The organism is Bradyrhizobium sp. SZCCHNR1053 (assembly GCF_032381235.1).
GTDB lineage: Bacteria > Pseudomonadota > Alphaproteobacteria > Rhizobiales > Xanthobacteraceae > Bradyrhizobium.
On the sequence record NZ_JAUHJM010000005.1, the window covers coordinates 20,386 to 46,353 of the forward strand.

The 25,968-nt window shown below is 66.5% G+C and carries 22 protein-coding genes and 1 pseudogene; 10 read left to right on the plus strand and 13 right to left on the minus strand.

Going from position 1 to position 25,968, the window contains the following annotated elements; translation table 11 throughout:
- Positions 1-45: 45 nt before the first annotated feature.
- A complete protein-coding gene (locus QX051_RS14280; protein ID WP_315776566.1) occupies positions 46-855 on the plus strand; it encodes a class I SAM-dependent methyltransferase in 810 nt (269 codons plus the stop codon).
- 117 nt (positions 856-972) lie between these two features.
- Here the strand turns inward: QX051_RS14280 and QX051_RS14285 are convergent, their stop codons facing one another.
- The 5 genes from QX051_RS14285 to QX051_RS14305 form a co-directional block, all read right to left on the minus strand.
- Positions 973-1,275: an acylphosphatase gene (locus QX051_RS14285; RefSeq protein WP_315737684.1), complete on the minus strand. Its 303-nt coding sequence runs from the start codon at positions 1,273-1,275 to the stop codon at positions 973-975.
- A complete protein-coding gene (locus QX051_RS14290) occupies positions 1,272-2,138 on the minus strand; it encodes an isocitrate lyase/PEP mutase family protein (protein WP_315776567.1) in 867 nt (288 codons plus the stop codon). Before QX051_RS14290 ends, QX051_RS14285 begins: the two co-directional genes overlap by 4 nt.
- A 110-nt stretch (positions 2,139-2,248) precedes the next feature.
- Complete coding sequence (locus QX051_RS14295) at positions 2,249-4,264, minus strand: acetyl/propionyl/methylcrotonyl-CoA carboxylase subunit alpha (RefSeq protein ID WP_315776568.1); 2,016 nt, start codon at positions 4,262-4,264, stop codon at positions 2,249-2,251.
- 156 nt (positions 4,265-4,420) lie between these two features.
- On the minus strand, positions 4,421-4,639 hold the full coding sequence (locus QX051_RS14300) for a hypothetical protein (protein WP_315776569.1): 219 nt from the start codon (positions 4,637-4,639) through the stop codon (positions 4,421-4,423).
- 68 nt (positions 4,640-4,707) lie between these two features.
- Positions 4,708-5,835, minus strand: coding sequence for a putative zinc-binding peptidase (locus QX051_RS14305; RefSeq protein WP_315776570.1), 1,128 nt, complete (start codon positions 5,833-5,835; stop codon positions 4,708-4,710).
- A gap of 226 nt (positions 5,836-6,061) precedes the next feature.
- Here QX051_RS14305 and QX051_RS14310 point away from each other — a divergent pair, with 226 nt between their 5' ends.
- The 3 genes and pseudogenes from QX051_RS14310 (at position 6,062) to QX051_RS14320 (ending at position 10,124) form a co-directional block, all read left to right on the plus strand.
- Positions 6,062-8,527 (plus strand): PAS domain-containing protein, encoded by a 2,466-nt coding sequence (locus QX051_RS14310; protein ID WP_315776571.1) that lies wholly within the window; start codon positions 6,062-6,064, stop codon positions 8,525-8,527.
- 27 nt (positions 8,528-8,554) lie between these two features.
- Positions 8,555-8,851, plus strand: a pseudogene (locus tag QX051_RS14315) (MFS transporter); the annotation flags it as partial.
- Between the two features lie 22 nt (positions 8,852-8,873).
- Positions 8,874-10,124, plus strand: a complete 1,251-nt coding sequence (locus QX051_RS14320) for an arsenic transporter (protein ID WP_315776572.1) — start codon at positions 8,874-8,876, stop codon at positions 10,122-10,124.
- A gap of 47 nt (positions 10,125-10,171) precedes the next feature.
- Here QX051_RS14320 and QX051_RS14325 read toward each other — a convergent pair whose 3' ends face one another.
- Positions 10,172-11,296: an NAD(P)/FAD-dependent oxidoreductase gene (locus QX051_RS14325; RefSeq protein ID WP_315776781.1), complete on the minus strand. Its 1,125-nt coding sequence runs from the start codon at positions 11,294-11,296 to the stop codon at positions 10,172-10,174.
- 45 nt (positions 11,297-11,341) lie between these two features.
- Here QX051_RS14325 and QX051_RS14330 point away from each other — a divergent pair, with 45 nt between their 5' ends.
- Positions 11,342-12,049 carry a TetR/AcrR family transcriptional regulator gene (locus QX051_RS14330; RefSeq protein ID WP_315776573.1) on the plus strand — a complete coding sequence of 236 codons (708 nt, stop codon included), beginning with the start codon at positions 11,342-11,344 and terminating at the stop codon, positions 12,047-12,049.
- A 179-nt stretch (positions 12,050-12,228) separates the two neighbouring features.
- Here the strand turns inward: QX051_RS14330 and QX051_RS14335 are convergent, their stop codons facing one another.
- The gene (locus QX051_RS14335; RefSeq protein ID WP_315776574.1) at positions 12,229-12,723 is read right to left on the minus strand and encodes a ferritin-like domain-containing protein; all 495 of its coding nucleotides are present in this window, start codon (positions 12,721-12,723) and stop codon (positions 12,229-12,231) included.
- Positions 12,724-12,927: 204 nt separating this feature from the next.
- Between QX051_RS14335 and QX051_RS14340 the strand changes: the two genes are divergently transcribed.
- Positions 12,928-14,784, plus strand: coding sequence for an alkaline phosphatase family protein (locus QX051_RS14340; protein ID WP_315776575.1), 1,857 nt, complete (start codon positions 12,928-12,930; stop codon positions 14,782-14,784).
- A gap of 259 nt (positions 14,785-15,043) precedes the next feature.
- Here the strand turns inward: QX051_RS14340 and QX051_RS14345 are convergent, their stop codons facing one another.
- Positions 15,044-15,613, minus strand: coding sequence for a hypothetical protein (locus QX051_RS14345; protein WP_315737674.1), 570 nt, complete (start codon positions 15,611-15,613; stop codon positions 15,044-15,046).
- Between the two features lie 363 nt (positions 15,614-15,976).
- On the opposite strand from QX051_RS14345, the gene QX051_RS14350 reads away from it, so the two are divergent.
- Positions 15,977-16,636, plus strand: coding sequence for a peroxiredoxin (locus QX051_RS14350; protein WP_315737673.1), 660 nt, complete (start codon positions 15,977-15,979; stop codon positions 16,634-16,636).
- 17 nt (positions 16,637-16,653) lie between these two features.
- Here the strand turns inward: QX051_RS14350 and QX051_RS14355 are convergent, their stop codons facing one another.
- From QX051_RS14355 to QX051_RS14375, 5 genes are all read right to left on the minus strand, one after another.
- Positions 16,654-17,004, minus strand: a complete 351-nt coding sequence (locus QX051_RS14355) for a type II toxin-antitoxin system RelE/ParE family toxin (RefSeq protein WP_315737672.1) — start codon at positions 17,002-17,004, stop codon at positions 16,654-16,656.
- Between the two features lie 29 nt (positions 17,005-17,033).
- Entirely contained in the window at positions 17,034-17,318 is a 285-nt protein-coding gene (locus QX051_RS14360; protein ID WP_315737737.1) for a type II toxin-antitoxin system ParD family antitoxin, read from the minus strand.
- 83 nt (positions 17,319-17,401) lie between these two features.
- Complete coding sequence (locus QX051_RS14365; protein ID WP_315717693.1) at positions 17,402-17,803, minus strand: DUF2177 family protein; 402 nt, start codon at positions 17,801-17,803, stop codon at positions 17,402-17,404.
- 72 nt (positions 17,804-17,875) lie between these two features.
- Positions 17,876-19,843, minus strand: a complete 1,968-nt coding sequence (locus QX051_RS14370; protein WP_315776576.1) for a DEAD/DEAH box helicase — start codon at positions 19,841-19,843, stop codon at positions 17,876-17,878.
- 182 nt (positions 19,844-20,025) lie between these two features.
- Positions 20,026-20,532 carry a Spy/CpxP family protein refolding chaperone gene (locus tag QX051_RS14375; RefSeq protein ID WP_315737670.1) on the minus strand — a complete coding sequence of 169 codons (507 nt, stop codon included), beginning with the start codon at positions 20,530-20,532 and terminating at the stop codon, positions 20,026-20,028.
- 112 nt (positions 20,533-20,644) lie between these two features.
- Here QX051_RS14375 and QX051_RS14380 point away from each other — a divergent pair, with 112 nt between their 5' ends.
- From QX051_RS14380 to QX051_RS14390, 3 genes are all read left to right on the plus strand, one after another.
- Complete coding sequence (locus QX051_RS14380) at positions 20,645-21,157, plus strand: DUF6789 family protein (protein WP_315776578.1); 513 nt, start codon at positions 20,645-20,647, stop codon at positions 21,155-21,157.
- Positions 21,158-22,054: 897 nt separating this feature from the next.
- Positions 22,055-24,139 (plus strand): hydantoinase/oxoprolinase family protein, encoded by a 2,085-nt coding sequence (locus QX051_RS14385; protein ID WP_315776579.1) that lies wholly within the window; start codon positions 22,055-22,057, stop codon positions 24,137-24,139.
- Between the two features lies 1 nt (position 24,140).
- Positions 24,141-25,799, plus strand: coding sequence for a hydantoinase B/oxoprolinase family protein (locus QX051_RS14390; protein ID WP_315776580.1), 1,659 nt, complete (start codon positions 24,141-24,143; stop codon positions 25,797-25,799).
- Positions 25,800-25,968: the final 169 nt, after the last annotated feature.

Consider the following 25,968-nt stretch of genomic DNA (forward strand, 5'->3'; position numbering starts at 1 on the left):
AGACCGCCTGATCCCCGCCTGCCCCATCTGCAACAGGAGCAAGCCATGACGGCATCCGACAAGGCTTTCACCGGATCGATCCCGCAGATCTACGATCAACTGCTGGTGCCCTTGATCTTCGTGCCCTACGCGCAGGATCTTGCGCGGCGCATCGCGGCCTGCCTGCCGCGCGACGTGCTGGAGACGGCGGCAGGCACCGGCGTGGTCACGAGGGCGCTGCACGCGCAACTGCCGCCGGAGGTCCGGATCACCGCCACCGACCTCAACGAGCCGATGCTCGCACAGGCGAAGACGCATCTCGCCACCGAGAGCCGCATCGCATTTCGTCAAGCGGATGCGCTGGCCCTGCCCTTTGCCGACGCGAGCTTCGATGCCGTCGCATGTCAGTTCGGCGCGATGTTCTTCCCCGATCGCGTCAAGGGTTATGCTGAGGCCCGCCGCGTGCTCAGGCCCGGAGGACGTTTCGTCTTCAATGTCTGGGACCGGATCGAGGAGAACGAAATCCCTCACGTCGTTCACGAGACGTTGCAGCAGGTGTTCCCCGAAAACCCGCCGCAGTTCTTCACCCGGACTCCGCACGGCTACTACGACACCGGGCGGATCGAGGCCGATCTGACAGCAGCAGGCTTCACCGATATCGTGATCGAGACGGTTGCACATCGCAGCCGCGCCGCCTCGCCACATCAGTCGGCAATGGCGTTCTGCCAGGGCACGCCGATGCGCGGCGAGATCGAAGCGCGCGGCACGCCCGGCCTCGCAGCCGTCACGCAGGCGGCCGCGGACGCGCTGGCGCGCCGGTTCGGCGACGGACCGATCGAGGGCCGCATACAGGCGCTGGTGATCTCCGCGGCGTGAGCGACAGCGGCCGCTCTACGGTGCACCGCGGGTGAAATGCACCCGCAGCAGGACCAAAGCCGTCCAGAACAGGAAGCCGACAAATGTGCACGATCGGTAGTCGGCAACGGAAGACGACTACGCCGTCTGCAGCACCGAGAACGATTCGCCGGGCCGACGCAATGCGAGCTGATCGACCGTCCCGGCGACGTCGATCACGTCGTCGACACGCGCAGCCGGCGGCCCTTTGCGGCAGGCCGTGACCATCGCCGCGACGTCATCGGCGGGACCGGCGAAGACCGCCTCGACGCTGCGGTCGCTGCGGTTGCGGACCCAGCCTTCGAGCCCGTTGAGGATGGCCTGGTCCTCGACCCAGGCGCGGTAGCCGACGCCCTGGACGCGGCCGCGGACCGTGACGTGGACGATGGCGCGACCGATCATGAACCAAGCCCCAGGAACTCGCGAAGTCTCTTCTTCACGTCGCCATCGCGCATGACGCGCGCGGTCAGTTCGGCCGACGGCAGCCCCTTGAGCTGCTTCGGCGAGGCGCCGTTGCGCAGCGCCTTCAGCGTCTCATGCACCGCCTGCGTCGCGGCCGCGATCGGTGCATGGCCCTGCAGCGCGACGCGGACGCGGCGCGAGGCGAGATAGCCGAGATCGGACATCTCCTCCGGCGCGCCACCGAGCACGATCGGCAATGTGGTGACTGCCGCAATTGCATCGAGCTGATCGCGCGAGGTGATGCCGGTGAAGAACAGGCCGTCGACGCCGCAGGCCTCGTAGGCCTTGGCGCGCGCGATGGCGTCGTCGAGCGAGGCGATGGAGACGGCCCCCGTTCGTCCCAGAATGACCAGCGCGGGATCGCCCCGGCCGTCGAGCGCCGCCTTCACCTTGCCGACCCCTTCGGCAAGCGAGATCAACTGCGGCTTCGCCTCGCCAAAAGCCTGCGGCAGCAGCGTATCCTCGATGGTGAGACCCGCGGCACCGGCCGCCTCCAGCTCCTGCACCGTGCGGCGCACGTTCATCGCATTGCCATAGCCGTGATCGGCATCGACCAGCACCGGCAGCGCGGCGGCGCGCGACATCCGCCGCATCTGCTCCGCCAACTCGGTCAACGTGATCAGCGCGATGTCGGGATCGCCGAGGACGGCGAGCGAGGCAGCCGAACCGCCGAACATGCCGAGCTCAAAGCCGAGATCTTCGGCGATGCGGATCGAGATCGCGTCGTACACCGAGCCCGGATGGATGCAGCGATCGCCGGCGAGGATCGCACGGAGCGCCTCTCTGCGTGCACGGAAGGTCATCCTCGCCCCCTCTTTCCCGTCATTGCGAGGAGCGAAGCGACGAAGCATTCCAGAGCTATCTGTCGAGCTCTGGATTGCGTCGCTGCGCTCGCAATGACGATGACTGCTGCTTACGCAAACTCCAGGATCAGCGCGTCCACCGCAAGCGTAGCGCCGGCTGTCGCGTGGATCTTCTTCACCGTACCGTCCTGCTCGGCGCGCAGCACGTTCTGCATCTTCATGGCTTCGACCACGGCGAGCGTCTCGCCGGCCTTGACCTCCTGCCCTTCGGTCACGGCGATCGAGACCACGAGGCCGGGCATCGGGCACAACAGCTTCTTGCCGCTGTCGCCGGCGGCGACGACCGGCATCAGCCGCGCCGCGGTCGCCTCGGCTTCCGTGTAGACGTAGACCGGCGCTTCGACGCCCTGATGCGCAAGCCGCACACCGTTCGCAATGAGGCGCGTCTGCACCGCGATGGCCGCGCCATCGATGGTGCCGTGCCAGACCGCGTCGCCCGGTTTCCAGTCCGACACCAACTGATGCGCCGGGCCGACCTTGCCGTCGGCCCCGACGAAGCGGACCGTGATCGCGCCGTTCTCCCTGGTGATGTCGAGCAGGATCTCGTCACGCCCGAGCCACACCGCGCGGCGGCCCTGCCGCCTCACGGGCCGGCCGATCATCTGCTGCGAGATCTGCCGCTTGCGCTCGCCGAGCACGTGGTCGATCGCAGCACCCACCGCCGCCAGCCGGCGCGCGATCTCGCCTTCCGGCGCACGCGCGGCAAAGCCCTTCGGAAACTCCTCGGCGATGAAACCGGTCGACAGCCGGCCCTCGCGCCAGCGCGGATGGTTCATCAGCGCCGACAGGAACGGGATGTTGTGGCGGATGCCGTCGACATAGAAGGCGTCGAGCGCGGTCGACTGCGCCTCGATCGCGGCAGCCCGCGATGGCGCATGGGTGACCAGCTTGGCGATCATCGGATCGTAGTAGATCGAGATCTCGCCGCCCTCCTGCACGCCGGTGTCGTTGCGCACGGTGATGCCGTCCGCCTTGCTCTCGGCCGGCGGGCGATACTTCACGAGGCGCCCGATCGACGGCAGGAAGCTGCGGAACGGATCTTCCGCATAGACGCGCGACTCCACCGCCCAGCCGGTCAGCGCGACGTCCTTCTGCGCAAGTGAGAGCTTCTCGCCGGCGGCGACGCGGATCATCTGCTCGACGAGATCGATACCGGTGACGAGCTCGGTGACGGGATGCTCGACCTGCAGGCGGGTGTTCATCTCCAGGAAGTAGAAGCTCTTGTCCTGGCCGGCGACGAACTCCACGGTGCCGGCGGAGTCGTAGTTCACGGCCTTGGCGAGCGCGACCGCCTGCTCGCCCATCTTGCGCCTTGTCTCCTCGTCGAGCAGCGGCGACGGCGCCTCCTCGATGACCTTCTGGTTGCGGCGCTGGATCGAGCACTCGCGCTCGCCGAGATAGATCACGTTGCCATGCTTGTCGCCGAGCACCTGGATCTCGATGTGGCGGGGATCGACGATGAACTTCTCGATGAAGACGCGATCGTCGCCGAACGAGGCCTTGGCCTCGGCCTTGGCGAGGTTGAAGCCCTCGGCCACCTCGGCGGTCGAATGCGCGATGCGCATGCCCTTGCCGCCGCCGCCGGCGGAGGCCTTGATCATGACGGGATAGCCGATCTCGTCGGCGATGCGCACGGCATGCTTGTCGTCCTCGATGACGCCGAGGAAGCCTGGCACGGTCGAGACCTTGGCCTTGGCGGCCGCCTTCTTCGATTCGATCTTGTCGCCCATCGCGGCGATGGCGCCGGGGTTGGGGCCGATGAAGACGATGCCAGCCTCGGCCAGCGCCCGCGGAAACGCCTCGCGCTCGGACAGGAAGCCGTAGCCCGGATGCACCGCCTCGGCGCCGGTCTTGCGGCAGGCCTCGACGATGCGGTCGATCAGGAGATAGCTCTCGGCGGCGGCGGGCGGGCCGATCAGCACGGCATCATCGGCCATCTCGACATGAAGCGCATCGCGGTCGGCTTCCGAATAGACCGCAACGGTCCGGATTCCCATGCGGCGGGCGGTCTTGATGACCCGGCAGGCGATCTCGCCGCGGTTCGCGATCAGAATGGTTTTGAACATTTCTTGCTTGATACCTTTGGGCGGGCTCTCCGCTCGTGGCACAGGCGTAACACCGCGAGCTTGACCGGTTCGTCTATACCAAAATCGCCCGCGCGCAACCCGCCTCTCGTCCCGCCCCTGCCGTCCGGCGAGGCATGCCAGCCGCGTCCCTTGCCGTCAGCCGGAATAGCTGTGGAAACGTCCGCGGGCATAGGCGTGCGACACCGCCTTCATCAGCTCGCCGACCTCGGTCTCGAGAAAATCGTTCGCAACGATCAGGGCACGAATGGCCGCCCGCGGATCGCCCCCGCAGGCAGCAATGGCCTGGTCCACGGCGGCGTCCAGCGCGACGTCTTCGGTGTCCGCGGCATCGGTCTTGGATTGCGATCTGGGCATGCGCGATGGCGGTCCTCGCTCCGGTCACGCCATCATGTTCACTTTATGTTCTAAGGAGTCAAGGCGGATCACGCCGCCCCGATCTCTTCCTGCTGCGGCTCGGCCTGTGGCTTTTCGGGCGCCAGAGCGACAGACTCTTGCTGTGCGCCCTGCCGCACCAGATGGTGGACGAAGCCGAGCTTGCCGATGACCGGCGGCGTCAGGATGAATGGATAGAGATCGCGCGCGCCCATCGCCCGGGCGACGCTGTTCATGGCGAAGGTGAATGGCAGCCAGGCGTTGACGATGGTGTCGAAATCCTCCGCGACGTACGGATCGAAGGTGACGCGCGCCGTCAGCCCGCCGATCTGGTCGGCGGGCGGATCGATCTCGATGCCGAACTCGGAGGCCATCTCCAGCGTATCGACGATGTGGAGGTAGTGCGCCCAGGTCTCGGCAAAATCCTCCCACGGATGCGTGGTGGCGTAGGCCGAAACGAAATTGTCCTGCCAGTCCACCGGAGGCCCCTGATCGTAATGCCGCCTCAGCGCCTCGCCGTAGTCCTGGGTATCGTCGCCGAACACGGCCCGGTATTCCTCAAGCCTGCCGGCATCGCGCACCAGCACGTCCCAGAAATAGTGCCCGACCTCGTGGCGGAAATGACCGAGCAAGGTCCGGTACGGCTCGTCCATCTCGAGCCGGCGCCGCTCGCGCTCGAAGTCGTCGGCCTCTGCGAGGGCGATGGTGACGAGGCCGTTGTCGTGGCCGGTCATGACCTTCTGCTGGCCGGCGGGGTCATCGGCGAGGAAGTTGAAGATCAGCCCGTGATCGGGGTCCTCGATCCGTGTCTTCACAGGGAGCTTCCATCGGATCAGCGAGTAGAACAGTCGGTGCTTGGCCACCTCCAGCTCGCGCCATCCCGCGAGCTGCGCGGGATCAGACAGATTGGGAATGGTGCCGTTGTGCCGGCAGGCTCGGCAGAAGCCTGCGGTCTCGCCGGTCTCGAGCAGCCAGTTGCAGGCGTCGTGCTCGGCATTGGCGCAGAAGAAGCGCCCCGTCCCGTGGTCGGCGAGTGTCCGAAAGCCCTCCTCCGCCGGCTCGATCGCCGACAGGATCTGGCGCTCCGGCATGAAGGCGAGCTGATGGCCACAGCGCCCGCAGCTCCGATTCTCGAAGTACAGGACGTTCGTGCAGATCTGACAGACGAAGAGCTTCACGGCGTGGACCTACGTGTTGCGGTGTTCAGGGCCTGACGACGCACGACAGTAACAGTCCGTTCCGGGAGCGCGGAACTTTTTGTCTGCCCCGACGTTCTCGTCATGCCGGCGTTTGCCCGCCTTAATCTCTGGTCAGTTTGCTTTCCTTGGTCTCAATGTCGCCAAGCTTCCGAACACCCGCGATGGAATTCTCGGGCGACTGCTCGCCACATCAGTGCAGGTCAGCATGAACAGCGCGGACGCGCCCAGAGACGAAGTGAGGCCGGAGGCTGCCGCCGACGCGCTGCGCCAGCATATCGAGGAGATTGCGCGCGATCGCGACCAAGCCTATCACGCGCTGCAGGAACGCGAGGCGGAGCTCGCGCGCATCCAGCGGATCGCCCGGGTCGGCGGCGTCGAGGTCGACCTGCGCGAAGGCTACCGCAACCGCCGCTCCCCCGAATACCTGATCATTCACGGCCTGCCGCCGGAAGCCGTTCACGAGACTCACGAAGACTGGGTCAGGCGCGTCCATCCCGACGACCGCGTCAAGGCCGAGCAGGAGTTCATCGCCGCGGTCAAGAGCAAGCAGGAGGACTACACCACCGAATACCGCATCATCCGTCCCAGCGATGGCGAGATCCGGTGGGTCCGCGTCATCGCCCGCATCGAGCGCGACTGGAACGGCCGCGCCATCCGCCTGGTCGGCGCGCATATCGATGTCACCGACCAGATGCTGGCGCAGGCCAAGCTGCGCGAGAGCGAGGAGCGCTTCCGGCTGATCGCCGACAGCGCCCCGGTGCCGATCTGGGTGACGAAGCTCGACCGCACCCGCTCCTTCGTCAATCGCGCCTATGTCGATTTCCTCGGCCTGCCCCATGACGAGACGCTGGCCTTCGACTGGCGCAAGGTGCTGCATCCAGAGGATCTTCCGCGCATCCTGGAGCAGCAGCAATCGGGAGAGCGCTCGCTGAAGCCGTTCTTCCTCGAGGCGCGCTACCGCCGCGCCGACGGCGAATGGCGCTGGCTGCGCTCGGAATCGCAGCCGCGCTGGGACGCGAACGGCAAACATGTCGGATTCATCGGCGTCGCTCACGACGTCACGGCCGCCAAGCAGGCCGAGATCGAGCTACGCCGCATCAACGAGACCCTCGAAGAGCGGATCAAGGAGCGCACCGCCCAACTCGAGGCCAATGAAGCGCGCATGCGCGCGATCTTCGACACCAGCAATCAGTATCAGGCCATCCTCGACGTCGAGGGCCGCGTGCTGCATGCCAACCGCATCGCGGTCGCCGGCATGCGCGCCGGTGAAGTGAACGTCATCGGCCAGCCGCTCTGGGATGCGCCCTGGTTCACCCATACGCCGGGCGTGACCGAGATGCTGCGCAAGGCGTTCGCCCGCGTTCTCGCCGGCGAGAGCTTTCGGACCGAGATGCGGCTCGATTTCGCCAGCGGCCAGCGACATTTCGAACTTTCGATGCGGCCGCTGTTCGACCAGCATGATGTGGTCACCGGCGCGGTCGCTGAGGCGGTCGACGTCACCGAGCGCATCCAGGGCGAGGAGCTGTTGCGGCAGTCGCAGAAGATGGAGGCGATCGGCCAGCTCACCGGCGGCGTCGCGCACGATTTCAACAACCTGCTCACCATCATCCGCTCGGCCACCGACTTCCTGCGCCGCCGCGATCTCCCCGAGGAGCGGCGCCGGCGCTATGTCGACGCGATCTCCGAGACGGTGGAGCGCGCCTCGAAGCTGACCGCGCAACTTCTGGCCTTCGCGCGGCGGCAACCCTTGACGCCGCAGGTGTTCAATGTTGGCGAGCAGGTCGAGAATGTCGTGCAGCTGATCCGTCCTCTCGTCGGCGGCCGCATCCAGATCGAGCTCGCGGTCACGAACAGCGGACTGTTCACCCTCGCCGACGTCGCGCAATTCCAGACTGCGCTGATCAACCTCGCCGTCAATGCGCGCGACGCCATGAACGGTGAAGGACATCTGAAAATCGGCGTGCAGCGGACCGAGAGCATCCCGGCCTTGCGTGGCCAGGGCCCCCGGCCCGGTGCCTTCATCGCGATCTCGGTCGCCGACACCGGGGGCGGTATCGCGCCTCAACACCTCAACGCGATCTTCGAACCCTTCTTCACCACCAAGGAGGTCGGCAAGGGCACGGGTCTCGGCCTCAGCCAGGCGTTCGGCTTCGCCAAGCAGTCCGAAGGCGACATCGCGGTCGACAGCCGCATCGGCCACGGCGCGACCTTCACGATCTACCTGCCGCAGGCCACGGCTCCGCAATCCGGAACGGAAGCCGGCTCCGCGCGCATCGAGCCGGCGACCATCGGGCGCGGCTACCGCGTGCTCGTGGTCGAGGACAATGACGAGGTGGGGCAGTTCTCGACCGAGCTGCTCGAGGACCTCGGCTATGTGACGCGCCGCGTCGCCAATGCCGCCGATGCGCTGGCAATCCTGGCGAACGACGAATTCGCGGTCGACCTCGTGTTCTCCGACGTCATCATGCCCGGCATCAACGGCCTGGAGCTCGCCGGCATCATCCGCGACCGCTATCCCGGCCTGCCGGTGGTGCTGACATCCGGCTACAGCCACGTGCTCGCGGAGAACGCCCATCACGGCTTCGAGCTGATCAAGAAGCCCTATTCGGTGGAGTCGCTGTCGCGCATCCTGCGCAAGGCGATGGCCGAGAAGGCGCCGCTGCCGCGCTGAGTAGGTAGTGCGCGCTTCGCGCCCCCCGGCGCCGGCATCTTCGGCGCGATCATGCCGGTGATCGTCGCAGACCTGATGCGCGGCACCGGCCGCTTCAACATTGCTCAGGGCGCCGTGACTACAGCGCAGAGCATTGGCGCGGCGCTGTCGACCGCGCTGGCGGGCCTGGTCGTCGTCCATGGCGGCTACAGCGCCGCATTCCTGGCCCTCGGCGCGGCCGCCGCGCTCGCCGTGATCGTATGCTGGCGGCTGCTCCCCGAGACCGGTGGACCGGAGGCCGCGCATCCGGATGCGGCGCCCTCGCCCGCTATCCCCGCCGAATGATTTGCTCTATCGATCCCCGATCATGTCCTTGCACGATACCTGGCTCGCTTACGCCATCATCATTCCCGCCACCGCTGGCGTCATCATCCGCCCCTTTCGGCTGCCCGAGGCCGTGTGGGCCGTCGCCGGCGCGATCCTGCTGGTCGCGCTCGGCCTGCTGCCTGTCGCTGAAGCGCTCACCGGCATCCGCAAGGGCGTCGACGTCTATCTGTTCCTGATCGGCATGATGCTGATTGCCGAGCTGGCGCGCCGCGAGGGCCTGTTCGACTATCTCGCGGCCTATGCGGTGGAGCATGCGCGCGGCTCGCCGCAGCTCCTGTTCCTGCTGGTCTATGCGGTCGGCACCCTGGTCACCGTGGTGCTCTCCAACGATGCCACCGCGATCGTGCTGACGCCGGCCGTCTATGCTGCCACGCGCGCCGCCGGCGCTTCGCCGCTGCCCTATCTCTACGTCTGCGCCTTCATCGCCAATGCCGCGAGCTTCGTGCTGCCGATCTCCAATCCGGCCAATCTGGTCGTGTTCGGTGAACGCATGCCGCATCTCAGCGAATGGCTGCGCCAGTTCACTTTGCCCTCGATGGCCGCGATCGCCCTGACCTATGTCGCGCTGTGGCTGACCCAGCGCCGCGCGCTCCGTGAGGAGACGCTGCGGACCGATGTCGACAAGCCGCATCTGAGCCGCGAGGGTCGGCTTGCCGCGTTCGGGATCGGCGCCATCGCAGCGGTGCTGCTGACTGCCTCGGCGCTCGACGTGCAACTGGGCCTGCCGACCTTCGTCTGTGGCGTGGTCACGGCGACCGCGATCCTGCTGGTCAGCCGGCAGTCGCCATGGCCCACGATCAAAGGCGTGTCCTGGGGCGTGCTGCCGCTGGTCGGCGGCCTGTTCGTGATGGTCGAAGGCCTGAACCGCGCCGGCGCGATCGGCCAGCTCAGCGCCTGGCTGCACCAGGGCGTTACCGGCTCACCGGCTGGCGCCGCCTGGGCCGCGGGCCTGATCACGGCGGTCGCCGACAACATCGCCAACAATCTTCCCGTCGGACTGGTCGCCGGCTCGGTGGCGGCCAGCGATCACCTGCCGCATGAGGTCATCCGTGCAATTCTGATCGGCGTCGATCTCGGCCCCAACATCTCGGTGACCGGCTCGCTCGCCACCATCCTGTGGCTGACCGCCTTGCGGCGCGAAAAAATCGAGGTGTCCGCCTGGCAGTTTCTCAAGATCGGACTCGTAGCAACGCCGCCGGCGCTGATGGCGGCGCTGGCCGCAGCGATCTGACATCGATGTGATGGCGGTGGGCACGGTGACGAAGGCGGGAGCCCGCCCTACCTCTCCAGGGCACCGTTGAAGAAGTCGACGAGCCCGAATGGTGCGCTGTCGCCGAGGCAGAGCTTGAGGATTTGATGCGCGCCTGCGGCCGCCGACGAGCTGCGCGGGAATAGCGCTGCTTCGTAGATGGCGAGTGCCGCTTCGATGTCGCCGGGGTGGGCAGCGATCGCCTTGCCGAGCTCGGCGCCGTCGAACATCGCCAGGTTCGCGCCCTCGCCGGCCGGCGGCGCCAGGTGCGCGGCGTCACCGAGAAGCGTCACCCCAGGCACACGGTCCCACCGATGGTCGTTCGGAAGCGTGTGGATCATGCGCGGGACCGGCGGGGTTTCGCCGTCGGTGATCAGCGCGGTGAGCGCAGGCGCCCATCCGTCGAACTCGGCCGCAATTCGCGCCGTCGCGGCGGCAGCGTCCATGAAGTCGATGCCGGCGATCCACTCGGCGGAGCGGTTCAGCGCGACGTAGGCGTGAAGAACCTGTCCTGCCTCACGGTGCGCGCAGATCCCCTGTCCCGGAGCGAGCGCGAACAATGCGCCGCCGCCGACTGCTTCGGCCGCCGCGGTGTGCCGCTCGTCGGCGTCATGCAGGTAGGTCTCAACGAACGTCGTGCCGACATATTCTGGCTTGGCGGCCGACAGCAGGGGCCGGACCTTCGACCAGGCGCCGTCGGCGCCGACCAGTAGGCTCGTGACCACGCTCGCCCCGTCCGCGAATCTCAGCTCGTGCCTGTGGTCGCCGAGGCGCACGACGCCGGTCAGCTTCTTGCCCCACTGGATCGTCTCAGCTGGCAGGGACTCGAGAAGAATCCGCCGCAGATCACCCCGCAGCACCTCGGGGCGTCGGCCGTCATCGGGCTGCGCGAGCAGCACCGTGCCATGCCGGTCAAGCACGCGCGACGCCGCGCCGCCCTCATGGATGATCGCACGGAACCCATCGATGAGGCCGGCGTCTGCGAGGGCACGTTGCCCGTCGTGCTCGTGAATATCGAGCTGGCCGCCTTGCGCCCGGGTTTCGGCGGATGGCTCCGCCTCATAGATCGTCGCCGGGATACCGTGGACATGGAGGACGCGTGCGAGCGTAAGGCCGCCGAGGCCCGCGCCGACGATCGTGACGGGTGTCGTCATCATCTGCCTTTCAAATTGACTGGAACGTCGTTCCATGAAAGTTGATTGGAACAACGTTCCAATCATGTCAAGATGATGGTCATGGCGAGCAGAACACAACGGGCGGAACGGCGCGCGGATGCGCTCTCGAAGGAGAGAATCGTCGAGGCCGCGACCGAGATCCTCGACACCGAGGGCGAAAGCGCTCTGACCTTCCGCGCGCTCGCAGCTCGCCTGGCGACCGGCAGCGGGGCGATTTATTGGCACGTCGCCAACAAGAGCGATCTGCTCGCAGCGGCCACCGATGACGTCATTGCCCGTGTCATGACCGGCGTCGTGGGCGATGCAGAGCCGCGACAGGCGATCCGTGCCGTTGCCCTCGGGGTGTTCGACGCCATCGACGCCCACCCCTGGGTGGGTGCCCAGCTTTTCCGTGAACCGTGGCGGTCCGCGATGCTGCAGATCGTCGAAAGCGTCGGCGGACGGCTCCAGACGCTCGGTGTCCCCGAAAGCGCCCTGTTCGATTCCGCGTCCGCGCTCTTGAACTACATCCTTGGCGTGGCCGGGCAGAATGCCGCGAACGCCCGCCTCCTCCCGCGCGAGACGGACCGCGCGGCGTTCCTCCGATCGGTCGCCGCACGGTGGACACAGCTCGATCCCGCGGAGTATCCGTTCGTGCATCGGGTGGCGACGGAGCTGCGCGAGCACGACGACCGCGAGCAATTTCTTGCCGGCATCGACCTCATCCTGGCCGGGATCGGGACCATCCGATAGGCAGCGGCTGACTTGCAGCCCACCTGCCTCCTCCGAACGCAAGGAGATGCGCAACCGGCGGGAGAATATCGAGGTCGGCGCCTTGGCAGGCTCCAACCAGGCTCCGAAGGTGCGACTCGTGACGCCGCCGCCAGCGCTGGTGGCACGCTGGCGGCGTTGTGATCACGATCGGCCGATGGTCATGCCGCGGCTTCGTAGTTGACCGCAGTCTCAGCGATCTTGGTCAGCGTCTCGTCGGTCTTCCGCTCTTCATTCAGCGTCTGGTCGAGCAGCTTGGCGGCCTTCGGCAGGTTGAGCTTGAGGGCCCAGGCCTTCAGGGTGCCATAGCGCGACATCTCATAGTGCTCGACCGCCTGCGCTGCCGCAAGAAGGCCGGCGTCGAGCGCCTGCGTACCCTTGTACTCGTCCATGATTTCCTTGCCCTCGTCGATGATGCCCTCGATCGCATCGCACTTCTTGCCGCGGGCGGGCTTGCCGATCAGCTCGAAGATCTGCTCGAGCCGCTCGATCTGGCCTTCGGTCTCCTCCTGGTGCTTCTCGAACGCCGCCGCCAGCTTCTCCGACTGCGCCGCCTTGGCCATTTTCGGCAGCGTCTTCAGGATCTGCTTCTCGGCGTAGTAGATGTCCTTGAGGGTATCGAGGAAGAGCTCGTTGAGGTCTTTGTCGGCAGGCATGATGTGCTCCTGTTGATTGTGAGCCGACAACCAGAAAGCCATACCCTAGTTCCTGCCATCGACGAGCCCGCCGCAAGAAAATCCTGCCCGGAGCGCTGTCGGCGGCCTCCGAGCCTCTTGTAACAAAACTGTCACCCGGCAAAACTACAGCTCTTCCCTGCGGCGAGACGCCGCGATTCCGCCGATTGCCTTCAGGAGTTTTCAATGCGCCGCCCGCTCGTGCTGCTGTGCGCTGGACTGACCTTGCTGTCGTCCGGAGCCGCATTTGCGCAGAACGCCACCCCCCATAACCTCATCCTGTTCATTCCCGACGGCCTGCGTGCGCTCAAGGTGACGCCAGAGACCGCCCCGGCCATGGCCGCCGTCCGCGACAAGGGCGTCAACTTCAAGAATTCGCACTCGCTGTTTCCGACCTTCACGATGGCCAACGGCTCGGCCATGGCGACGGGCCACTATCTCGGCGACACCGGCACGTTCTCGAACACGATCTTCACGGGCTACACCTCGGCGCCGGCCGGCGGCACCGTCGTGCCCTTCATCGAGAACGACGCCGTGCTCGGCGATATCGACGAGCATTTCAACGGCGACTACCTCAACGAGGACACCATCCTGAAGCTCGCCCGCAAGGCCGGCTATTCGACCGCCGCGATCGGCAAAGTCGGCCCGACCTACCTGTTCGACCACACCGGCTGCCCTTGCAAGCCCGGCGCGACCTCCTCGATCGTGATCGACGATTCCACGGGCAATAAGAACGGCGTGCCTGTCACCGACGAGGTCAAGGACGCCATGACCAAGGCCGGCTTGCCGCTGGCGACGCCGTCGCGCGGCGACAACGGAAAGGCGGGCGACGCCAAGACGCCGGGCACGACCTCGGCCAACGTCGCGCAGCAGGCCTACATGGTCGACGTCGCCACCAAGGCGGTGCTGCCGATGTTCAAGGCCCGCAACAAGCCGTTCGTTCTGGTGTTCTGGTCGCGCGATCCGGACGGCAGCCAGCACAATCACGGCGACAGCCTCAACACCATCACGCCGGGCATCAATGGCCCGACGTCGATGGCCGGCATCAGGAATGCCGACGACAATCTGGCGGCGCTGCGCAAGGCGCTCGACGATCTCGGGCTTGCCGCCTCGACCAACATCATGGTCCAGGCCGACCACGGCTTCTCGACCATCTCCAAGGAGAGCAAGACCAGCCCATCGGCCAAGGTCAGCTACGACGACACGCCGAAGGACTTCCTGCCGATGGGCTTCCTGGCGATCGACCTCGCCAAGGCGCTTGACCTGCCGCTGTTCGATCCCAACGACAAGAACGCGGCGGTGCCCGACGGCAAGCACCCGAAGGCCGGCAACGGCGTGCTCGGCAAGGATCCAACCAAGCCCGATCTCGTCGTCGCCACCAATGGCGGCTCCGACCTGATCTATCTGCCCAACAACGACAGGAAGCTCGCCCGCCGCACCGTCAAGGCGCTGCTCGCGCAGGACTACGTCTCCGGCATCTTCGTCGACGACAAGCTCGGCGAGATTCCCGGCACGCTGCCGCTGTCGCGGATCAACCTGCAGGGCAAGGCGGTGACGCCGCATCCGGCGATCGTGGTCAACTTCCGCTCCTATGTCGCGCCGGGCTGCGATCAGCCGAGCAACTGCCAGGTCGAGGTCGCCGACACCGTGCTGCGCCAGGGCCAGGGCATGCACGGCTCGTTCGGCCGCGGCGACACCTACAGCTTCATGGCGGCCATCGGACCCGACTTCAAGGCGGGCTTCGTCGATCCCCTGCCCGTCAGCAATGCCGATGTCGGCATCACCGCCGCCAGGCTGCTCGACCTCAAGGTCGCGCCCAAAGGCAAATTGATCGGCCGCGTGATGACCGAAGCGATGCCGAACGGCGCGACGCCGAAGGCTTCGTCCGATGTCATCAGGTCTGATCCGGCGGCCGGCGGCCTGCGCACCGTGCTGAAGCTGCAGCGCGTCGGCACCCAGCGCTACTTCGACGCCGCCGGCTTCCCCGGCCGCACCGTCGGCCTTGACGAAGACGCGCCGAAGCAAACGGCGGCGGCGAAGTAGTCAGTCCGCCACCTCTACGCGATCAGCAGAGTGCCCCGCGAAAGTGGGGCATTTCTGTTTCGACTAGACGTGGTGCCGTAGCCCGGGTGAGCGCAGCGATACCCGGGGAGACCGTTCCCGCATGTCGCACCGCCGATTGATTCACCGGCCGGGCGGCGCCATCAAGAGCCGTCATGCGATCGCCGCCGGTCAAAACGAAAAGAGCGCGATGAGGTCATCGCGCTCGTCGAACTCGTGCCTTTGGATGAACGCGACGGGCTTACATGCCGATGTCGATCATCGACGGCAGTTGCGCCAGCGGCAGCACGGTGACGCCGACCAGCGTCGCGACCATCGCCATCAGCGCACGGTTGCCCTGGCGCTTGCCGCGCATCTGCTTGGCGACCCATTCCAGCGCATCGGTGCGGAGGCCCCGCGCATTGACCGGAGCCCAGCTCTCGATCGCCGTCTCCGGCGACAGCGCCACGCTGCGCGGCGGCACCGGCAGGCCGGAGGCGGCGGCGGCATGATGCGCCACCGCCTTGGCGAGCAGATCCTCGAACCGGCCATCGTCCTTGCGCTCGGTCGCGGCGGCATCGATCGCGAACAGCGCTTCGGCCTCGGCGCGGCTGACGGGCACGTCGTTGATCGCGGCAGCGCTCAGAATGCGTGCGCACCAGGCGGCGTCATCGGCATCGAGCACGCGGGAGAAATGCACGCGTCCCGCGGTGGTCGGACCCTCGCCTGTGATCACGCCGTCGCGCACGATGCCGAGCGCGAAAGCAGCGGTCTCACAGGAGGACGGTTCGAGACCATCGATGCCGATGGTTTTTGGTGCAGAGGTAGCCATGTTCTCTTCTCAGTTGCTGTGTTGACCCACCTTGTCGGCGCGCGTCTGAACGAGTGGTTAACGGTTCGAAACGGTGCTGTGGGTTTTTGTATCGGTTGCCGATTTGCCGCAGTGACCTCGATCACGGTTCAAAGCCAAGGGGCGTCAGGGGGCGGCGTGTTGCGACCAACAGATGGCGAAATCTGGGCAACCGGTCGTCTCATGGATGTTTCGCCGCAGCCCGGAAACTCAAAAGAAGTTGTTGGCCGCGTGAGCTTTGGAGCAATTATCTTCTCTTTTCCGTCAGCCAGTTCCCTTCCGCGGCGGCATTTCCTATAGTGTTTAGAAGATTTATTCCCGCCACCTGTACTGAAAGGGACTGCCATGGCTCTCCAGATCGGCTCCACTGCCCCGGACTTCGAGGCAGACACCACCGAAGGCAAGATCAAATTCCACGACTGGATCGGCGACAGCTGGGCCCTCTTGTTCTCGCATCCGAAGGATTTCACCCCGGTGTGCACCACCGAGCTCGGCGCGCTGGCGCGGCTGAAGCCGGAGTTCGACAAGCGCGGTGTCAAGCTGATGGGCCTGTCAGTCGACCCGGTGGACAACCACGCCAAATGGTCGGAGGACATCCGCGAGACGCAGGGCGCGGCGCCGAACTATCCGATGATCGGCGACACCGACTACAACGTCTCCAAGCTCTACGACATGCTGCCGGCGGCGATCTCCGGTGATCCGTCCAAGCGCACCGCGGCCGACAATCAGACCGTCCGCAACGTCTTCATCATCGGGCCCGACAAGAAGATCAAGCTGATCCTGGTCTACCCGATGACCACCGGCCGCAACTTCCAGGAAATTCTACGCGTCATCGACTCGCTGCAGCTCACGTCAAAGCACCGCGTCGCAACCCCCGCCGACTGGAAGCAGGGCGAGGACGTCATCATCGCCGGCTCGGTGTCCGACGACGAGGCCAAGACGATCTATCCGAACGGCTGGAAGGCGCCGAAGCCCTATCTGCGCGTGGTGCCGCAGCCGAAGTGAGTGCTCGAGCGGCCAGTTCATTCGCCCTTCTCGGATGGGAAGGGCGAATGCCGCCGCAGGTCCATACGGTCATGCAGGATGCGGCCGATCTCGATGATCCCACAGCCACCCACGCGGTAGAGCAGCAGATGGCGCCCAGCGCGGCCGTGTCGTGCGACATGAAGTGTGCGAACGCCGTGCATGATCTCATCTCGAGCCCTGGATCCCGCAACATCGGGACCATACGCTAGTTCTCCGATCGCGCGCAGCAGCGTGTCCCGGTACACTTCGGCCTGACGGCGACCGAAGTTCTCTACCGTCCATTTCAGGATATTCGCGAAGTCGAGCTCTGCGACGGCACTGAGACGAACTCTCCACGTCTCCTCCATCGTCAGATGCTCCCGTGCGGGCGCGGCGATCAATCGGCGCGGCTGATAAGCCTGTCCGAGAGGCCGTAGAGATAGGCTTGAAGCTCGTCCATGCTGGTGAACTCCTTGAACTCGCCGCGATCGAGCGCAGAAAAACCAGCCTGCGCGGCCTCGCGCAGGCCGTTCAGCCGTGCAGCATCTTCGGCCTCGCGCTGCTCGATCAAACGCAGCCCATCGCGCAGCACTTCAGTCGCGTTCTGGTACCGGCCGGACTCCACCAGACCTTGGATGATCTTTTCCTGATCGTCCGTCAGAACGACGTTTCGTACCGGCATCGCAAGGCCCATTGCGTGAGTTATAGGCTCACTATGCCACGGGCGACGGCTTCTGTCGCCAGGCTTCCAGACCCAGGAACGTGCTAGCCCCGTGGCGTCGCCCAGTCCGCGATCAGCAGCCCGAGTGTCGCCGACACCGCCGTCACGAATACACCCCAGCTGATGTCGACCGCCACCACCGCCCAGGTCCACTGCTTGAGCATCGCCAGCGACGTCAGCTCGAAGGTGGCGTAGCAGAACAGCCCGAACAGCGCGCCGTAGAGCAAGGTCGAGCGCCATGTCGCGTCGGCCGTCCCGCTGACGAAGATCAGCACGCCCACGACATAGAGCAGATAGAACAGCACCGCCGGCACGGGGCGGATCTCGCCCAGCATCTCGCCGACCTGCGACTGGAAGAAGCCCCTGGCGACGACACTCAGGAACGGGATGTCGAAGCCGAGCAGCACGGCCAGCGTCGCGAAATACAGAACGGCGTACCGGCTCATGCGCGGCTCCTCCCTGGTGGCTCAGCTGCCGATAACGCGGAGCGACGGCAGCCCCCGCCTGGGCCGGGCCAATCAGCCGCGGCGTTTGGCCTTGGCCTTCTTTCCACCCGGCGCCTTCGACCGCGAGGGTCTGTCTGAATACGTCTGTCCGCCGTGGCTGGACTTGTCGCGATGCTGCTTTTTGTTCGCGAACGCCGGCTGTTGGCCGGGTTTCGCCGGCCCCTCGCGATGCGGCTTGGCGCGCGGCTTGGCGTCCCTGCCCCCACGCGGCTCATCGCGCTGCAGCGGATGGTAGGCCGTCTCGTCCGCCTCGCGCCGCGGCGGCCGCTTGTCGGCGCGCGGCTTGTCCGGCGACGCCTGCCCCGAGGGCGCGCCCGCCAGCGGCTCGATCCGGATATTGTCCTCCTTGTCGGGACGGCGGATGTTCGCAGTGAAAGCGTCGGCGACGCGCGCGGCGATCTCGAACTCGGTCGTCGTGTCCTGGATCTTGATGGCGCCGATGTCGTGCTTGTCGATGCCGCCGCGGCGGCAGATCATCGGCAGCAGCCAGCGCGCTTCCGCATTCTTCCTGCGCCCGATCGCCGCCCGGAACCAGACGCTCGGCTCGCCCATGCCGTGGCGCGCCGACGGCTTTCCTGTCTTCGTTCGGGGCGACGGTGGCCGCTCCTCGCCGCGCGCCGGCCTGACGGTATCGCGACCGCGATCCTCGCGCGCACGGCCACGATCCTGGCCCGGATCGAGAATGTCCTCGGGCGACGGCAGCCGCGCGCGATAGAGCCGCGCCAATGCGGCGGCGATGTCCTCGGCCGACCGCTCCGCCAGCAGCGCCTGCGCGAGCGCCAGATCCTCCGCCGTCGTCTCCTCGGTGAACACCTGGTCGTGGAGCATGCGCTCCTGATCGAGCTTGCGGATCTCGTCCGCCTGCGGCGCCGCGCCCCACGCGGCCTCGATGCCGGCGAGGTTCAGCAGCGTTTCCGCCCGCCGTCGGCGGGCCGGCGGCACCAGCAGCACGCTGACGCCCTTGCGGCCGGCGCGGCCGGTGCGACCCGAGCGATGCTGCATCACCTCGGGATCATTCGGCAGCTCGGCGTGGACGACGAGGTCGAGCTTCGCGAGATCGATGCCGCGTGCTGCGACGTCGGTTGCCACGCACACCCGCGCGCGCCCGTCGCGCAGCGACTGCAGCGCCGTGGTCCGCTCGTTCTGGGTCAGCTCACCCGACAGCGCGACGACGGAAAAGCCGCGCTCCAGCAGCGCCGCCTGCAGATGGCGCACCTTCTCGCGGGTGTTGCAGAACACGATCGCGCTCGGCGACTCGTAGAAGCGCAGCACGTTGACGACCGCGTGCTCGACATCGTCGGCGGCGATGCGGATGGCGCGGTACTCGATGTCGGCATGCCCGCCTTCGTCGCCCTCGACCTCGATCCGGAAGGCGTCGTCCTGATACTGTTTGGCCAGCGCGACGATGCCGCGCGGGAAAGTCGCCGAGAACAGCAGCGTCCGGCGCGTTTCCGGCGTGGTCTCGAGGATGAACTCGAGGTCCTCGCGAAAGCCGAGATTGAGCATCTCGTCGGCCTCGTCGAGCACCACGGCCTTCAGTTCCGAGATATCGAGACGCCCGCGCCGCAGATGATCGCACAGCCGCCCGGGCGTGCCGACGACGATATGGGCCCCGGCCTCCAGCTCGCGCTGCTCGCGGCGCGGATCCATGCCGCCGACGCAGGAGACGACGCGCGCGCCCGCGTGCTGATAAAGCCATGCGAGCTCGCGCTGGACCTGCAAGGCAAGCTCGCGCGTCGGCGCCACGATCAGCGCCAGCGGCGCGGTGGCCCGCTCGAACCGCTCGGCCTCGCCCAGCAGGTTGTTCGCGAGCGCCAGCCCATAGGCCACGGTCTTGCCCGAGCCGGTCTGCGCCGAAACCAGGAGGTCACGGTCGACGGCGTCATGCGCAAGCACGGCGAGCTGTACGGGCGTCGGAGTCTCATAATTGCGCTCGGCCAGAGCGCGGGCGAGCGGCGGATTCGTCGTGGGAAAGGACAAGTGACCGGAAACCTCGTTTCGATCCGGCTGCTTTACGCCATGCCGCGCCGGAACACGAGGGCCGTGAACGGTCAAATCCTGTCCTGCTCAGTGCGCCCAGCCGGGCCGGGCGATACCGATGGTCGACGGCCGCGCGGCCCGGAAGATGCGAGACGCATGGCCACCGCTGCGCCAGATCTCGGCTACTCGTCGCTCCACGGCCAATGCCAGTGACGCCAGCCCCAGTTGCGCGGACCGCTGGCGTCCATGGCCGCCTTCTGCTTGTCATCGAGCGAGTCGTAGAGCGCCTGAAACGCCGGCCGGACGATCTTGATCGCCTGCTGCATCGTGTCGAGGCGCTGCTCCGCCAATGCGAGGCGGTCGGTCGCCTTGACCGGCGGCGTCGCCGGGCAGTCCTTCGTGATCAGCTCCGCCGCCTTGGCCGATGCCGCTTTGAGATCATCGAGCCGCGCCCGCTGCGCGTCGTTCGGCTTGATGGCGGCCTCGATCTGCGACATCCGCCATTCGGCAAATCCGGCCATGCGGGGATTGCAGAGGAAGCCGAAGCCCCGGCCGCCCATCATCCCGGGCCCCATCATCATGCCCGGGCCCCACCCTGGCCCGCCCGCGCCCGGCTGGGCAAAGCCCGGTGCGGCGGTGACGGTGACGATTGCGGCCGCGAAGACCAGCGCGCGTGGATCTAATCGCATAGCAGAACTCCTTGACGTCGTACCAATGAGTTTGCGCAAACTAAGCGAGCGGCGAGATCGCATGCTTGAGCGAGATCAACGAGCCACGGACGAGCCATGGCGAATAGAGGAGATGACAACGATCCGCAGCTATCGCTGGATATGGACGTCGGCGGTCGCATCGGGCTGCGGGACGCTGGCGCATATCGGCCTGATGGAGCTCAAGAGCCGGCTTCACCTATTGCCGCAGTTCGATCCCGCCTCGGCGCTTCTCGACACGCTCTCGCCCCTGTTCGCCCGAGCGATGCACGATGGGGCGCCGCTATGGTTGCTGTCGCAGCTCAACGGAGCCTTCCTGATCGGCCTGCTGTTCGGCCGCTTCTTCCACCGCCTGCCCGGCGGCAGCGGCGTCGCCAAAGGCTTCCTGCTCGGGCTCGCCGGCTGGGTGTTGCTCGGAATCGGTTTGTTTCCCGCCATCGGCCTTGGACCGTTCGCAACGTCGCTCGGGCTGGGCGCCGGCCCGGCGCTGTTTTCGCTGGCGATGGTCGAGGCGTACAGCGTCGTGCTGGGCGCCGTGTATGCGGCCCTGCAGAGACCGGATCCGAAGGCCGAGCTTCGCCGAGTCGGAGAAAGCGATCACGTCTGAGCGCCGCCGTCTCATCTACTTCGAAAAGACCGAAATTTTTCACTTTCGTTTTCTCGTAAACCATGTATGATCCGCGTCGTCCTGCCCCATGCAGAGGGACGTACGCGTCGTCACGAACGTCGGGTGCGGGATGCGGTGGCCGCAGTCATGCCGGACGCGCCTTCGGCGCAGACGACCGGCATGATTGCGGACGCGAAGTCGCAGCGTCCTGACACCCCGATGCTGGTGTTACGTTCGCGACGGCGCTCGAGGCGCCGCGCGGATCATGGTGGCCAACACGCTCGGCGCACCAGGGAGACTGCGTATAAGCGTGAAGACATCGCGCAGGGAATGCCGGTTGATCGGCTTTGCCTGTGGTACCTGCCGCCTGCATTTTTTTTCGCAGGCGGGCCATGGGTGAGGCCTTCACCCGGCATTCCCTGCACCCTCTCGTTTTGCAGAGGGTAAACAGGCCGCAGAACTCGGGCTGCTCATGCCGCGGGAATGCGAACGCACGTCTTCGAGATGCTCCCCACGCGCTCCGATCTCCGCTGTCGTCCCGGACAAGCCACGGCGCGCGTCAGCGCGACGCGGCGCCGATCCGGGACCCATACTCCGCGGCGGATATGATGTGGAGGGTGTCAAACGATCGGCCTGCCCCAAACCGCTCCCTGGGGTTATGGGTGCCGGCTTTCGCCGGGACGACAGCGGAGCATGTGAGCAGCACTGAACGCGGCGTCGTATTCAATGCTGCTAGCAAACAACCGCCCCACGATCAGCAAGGTTGCGCGCCCATCGCACCGCGACCTCAAATCCGCACCGCACCAAACGCAGAGCAGCAAGCTGCATCTCCGCTGGCGCAATGGCATAGGAATTGCTGAACTCGCACATCAATTCGTCGCTTGCGGAGACCATCGAATGCTTGAAGGAGCCGAAGTCCGGCTGGCCGTCGATATCGGAGGCACGTTCACCGATATCGTTCTCGACATCGGCTGTCAGCGCCGGACACGCAAGCTGCTGACCACGCCGGCGCAGCCCGAGCAGGCCGTGCTCGACGGCGTCAGCCTCATTCTCGCCGACGCGAAGGCGCGCATCAGCGACATCGACGTCTTCATTCACGGCACCACGCTCGCGACCAACGCCATCATCGAGCGCCGCGGCGCCAAGACCGCGCTGATCGCCACTTCCGGCTTTCGCGATGTTCTGGATATTGGAACCGAGAGCCGCTACGACCAGTACGATCTCTCGATCGACAAGCCGAAACCGCTGGTGCCGCGCTCCCTGCGCTTCACCGTGCCCGAGCGCGTCGATGCCCACGGAGACGTCAGGCTGCCGCTCGACGAAGCGGCGGTGCGTGCGCTGGTGCCGCAACTGCGCACGCTCGATGTCGCCAGCATCGCGATCGCCTTCCTCCACGCCTATGCCAATCCCGCGCATGAGCGCCGCGCCGCGGAGATCCTGGCCGAGGAAATGCCGGACATGTCGATCACCTTGTCCTCGGCGGTCTGTCCCGAAATCCGAGAGTACGAACGCACGTCGACCGCCGTCGCTAACGCCTATGTGCAGCCGCTGATGGACAGCTATCTCGCGCGCATGGAGCAGGCGCTAAGGATCGAGCAGTTCCGCGGCGCGATCTATCTCGTCACGTCGGGCGGCGGCGTGACCTCGATCGCGACGGCGCGGCGCTTCCCGGTGCGCCTCGTCGAATCCGGTCCCGCAGGCGGCGCCATCTTCGCCGGCCAGATTGCGGCGCGGCTCGGCGAGCGCAAGGTGCTGTCGTTCGACATGGGCGGCACCACCGCCAAGATCTGTCTGATCGAGAACTTCGAGCCGGAGAGCTCGCGCGTGTTCGAGGTCGACCGTGCTGCGCGCTTCCTGAAAGGCTCTGGCCTGCCGGTGCGCATTCCCGTCATCGAGATGGTCGAGATCGGCGCCGGCGGCGGCTCGATCGCGCGGATCGACGCGATGAAGCGCGTCACCGTCGGCCCGGAGAGCGCCTCCTCCGAGCCCGGTCCTGCTTGCTACGGCCGCGGCGGCCAGCGTTCTGCCGTGACCGATTCCGACGTCGCACTCGGCATGATCGATCCCGATGCGTTCGCCGGCGGCACCATCAAGCTCGATCCCGAGCTGTCGAGACAGGCCCTGCTCCGCGACGTCGGCGCGCCGCTCGGCCTCGATGCCGAGACCGCGGCTTATGCGGTGCATGAAGTCGTTTGCGAGAACATGGCGAGCGCGGCGCGCGTCCACGCCGTCGAGCGTGGCGCCGTGATTGGTCAGCACACGCTGATCGCGTTCGGCGGCGCCGCACCGCTGCATGCCGCCCGCGTCGCCGAGAAGATCGGCGTCGCCAGGGTGATCGTGCCGTCCAACGCCGGCGTCGGCTCGGCGGTCGGCTTCCTCGCGGCACCCATCGCCTACGAGCTGGTGCGCAGCCGCCATGCCCGGCTCGATGATTTCGATACGGCGCTCGTCTCCAGCCTGCTGCAGGAGATGGCGGACGAGGCGCGTGCGCTGGTCGAGCCGGGTGCGGCTGGAGCTGCGGTGCGCGAGCGCCGCGCCGCCTTCATGCGCTATGTCGGCCAAGGTCACGAGATCAATGTCGAGCTGCCGAACCGCCCGCTCACCGCGCACGACCTGCCAGCACTGCGCGCCTCGTTCGAGGCGGGCTATGCCGCTTTGTTCGAGCGCCCGATCCCCGGTGCAGCGATCGAGGTGCTGAGCTGGTCTGTGCTCGCGACGACGGACGCGCACCAACCGCCTGCTGTCGCCGAGGTGCAGCGCAAGCCCGCGGGGCAAGCCGCCGGCCATCGCAAATTCTTCGACGGCCGCGCCGGCCGCTTCGTCGACATCCCGCTGTATCGCCGCGAGCAGATGATGCCGGGCGCCGTCATCGCGGGACCGGCCGTGATCGCCGAGGACGAAACCTCGACCTTCATCTCCAACAGTTTTGACGCACATATCGACGGTGCCGGCAGCATCGTCATGGAACGGAAGGCGGCCTGAGATGAGCCAGTTCCAAGCGACGAGCCTGATCGACCTGCAGATCATGTGGCACCGGCTGATCGCCGTGGTCGAGGAGCAGGCCCAGGTGCTGCTGCGCACCGCCTTCAGCCCGATCGTGCGCGAATGCGGCGACCTCTCCGCCGGCGTGTTCGACCTGAAGGGCCGCATGCTGGCGCAGGCCGTCACCGGCACGCCCGGCCACGTCAACTCGATGGCCGAGTCGGTGAAGCACTTCATCACGCATTTCCCGATTGCGACGATGAAGCCGGGCGATGCCTACATCACCAACGATCCCTGGATGGGCACCGGCCATCTCAACGACTTCGTCGTCACCACGCCCTGCTTCAAGGACGGCGAGCCGGTCGCGCTGTTCTCCTGCACCAGCCATCTGATGGACATCGGCGGCATCGGCTTCGGCCCCGATGGCACCGACGTATTCATGGAAGGACTGTACATCCCGATGCTGAAGCTGATCGACCAGGGCGTCGTCAACGAGACGCTGATGGCGATGATCAGAGCGAATACACGCCTGCCGGTGGACACCGAGGGCGACACCTACTCGCTCGCCGCCTGCAACGATGTCGGCTGCCAGCGCCTGGTCGAGATGATGACCGAGTTCGGCATTGCCTCGCTCGATGAGCTCGGCGACTACATCTGCGACCGCTCGCGCGAGGCCGTCCTGGCCGAGATTGCCAAGCTGCCCAAGGGCACCTGGCGCAACGAGATGGTCGTCGACGGCTACGACGCGCCGGTGACTTTGAAGGCAGCGCTGACGATCTCGGACGACGGCATCCACGTCGATTTCGACGGCACGTCGAAGGCCTCGAAGTTCGGCATTAACGTGCCGCTGTCCTACACCACGGCCTATACCGTGTTCGGGCTCGGCTGCGTCGTGGCCTCCGCGATCCCCAACAATGCCGGCTCGCTGTCGCCGCTCACAGTGTCGGCGCCATCGGGCGCGATCCTCAATGCGCCGAAGCCCGCGCCGGTCGCCTCGCGCCATGTCATCGGCCAGATGCTGCCCGACGTGGTGTTCGGCTGCCTGCGCCAGATCATCCCGGAGCGCGTACCTGCCGAAGGCACCTCCTGCCTGTGGAATCTCAATGTGCGCGGCCAGACCCGCTCCGGCGCCGGCGGCAATTACGGATTCTCGATGGCGGTGACCTCGAACGGCGGCACCGGTGCCCGCTTCGACAAGGACGGGCTGTCGGCGACCGCCTATCCCTCGGGCGTCCGCGGCACGCCGGTCGAAATCGCCGAGACGCAGACGCCGCTGATCTTCTGGCGCAAGGAGCTGCGGCCGGATTCCGGCGGCGCCGGCCGCACCCGCGGCGGCCTCGGCCAGATCATCGAGGTCGGCAGCGGCGTCGATGCGCCGTTTGACATCCTCGCCGCCTTCGACCGCATCGATCACCCGCCGCGCGGCCGCGACGGCGGCCACAACGGCCAGGCCGGCTATGTCGGGCTCAAGTCGGGAAAGAAGCTGCGCGGCAAGGGTTTCCAGACCGTGCCGCCGGACGACCGGCTGGTGGTGCTGACACCCGGCGGTGCCGGCATCGGCGATCCCAGGGAGCGGGCCGCAGAGCTGGTGCGGAGCGATGTCGAGAGCGGACTGGTGTCGGCGGACAATGCAGCAAAGCTCTACGGACAGGCGCGGTGAGATCTCATGCCCGCCGGAACATTTATGGCCTCATGGTTCGAGACGCGTCGCAAGGGCGACGCTCCTCACCATGAGGGTTTAGTACCGCGATCGATGCTGCACATTGACCATGAGAAAAGTCCTCATGGAGAGGATCAGCATCTTGCCGCGCAACGTACCCTCATCCTGA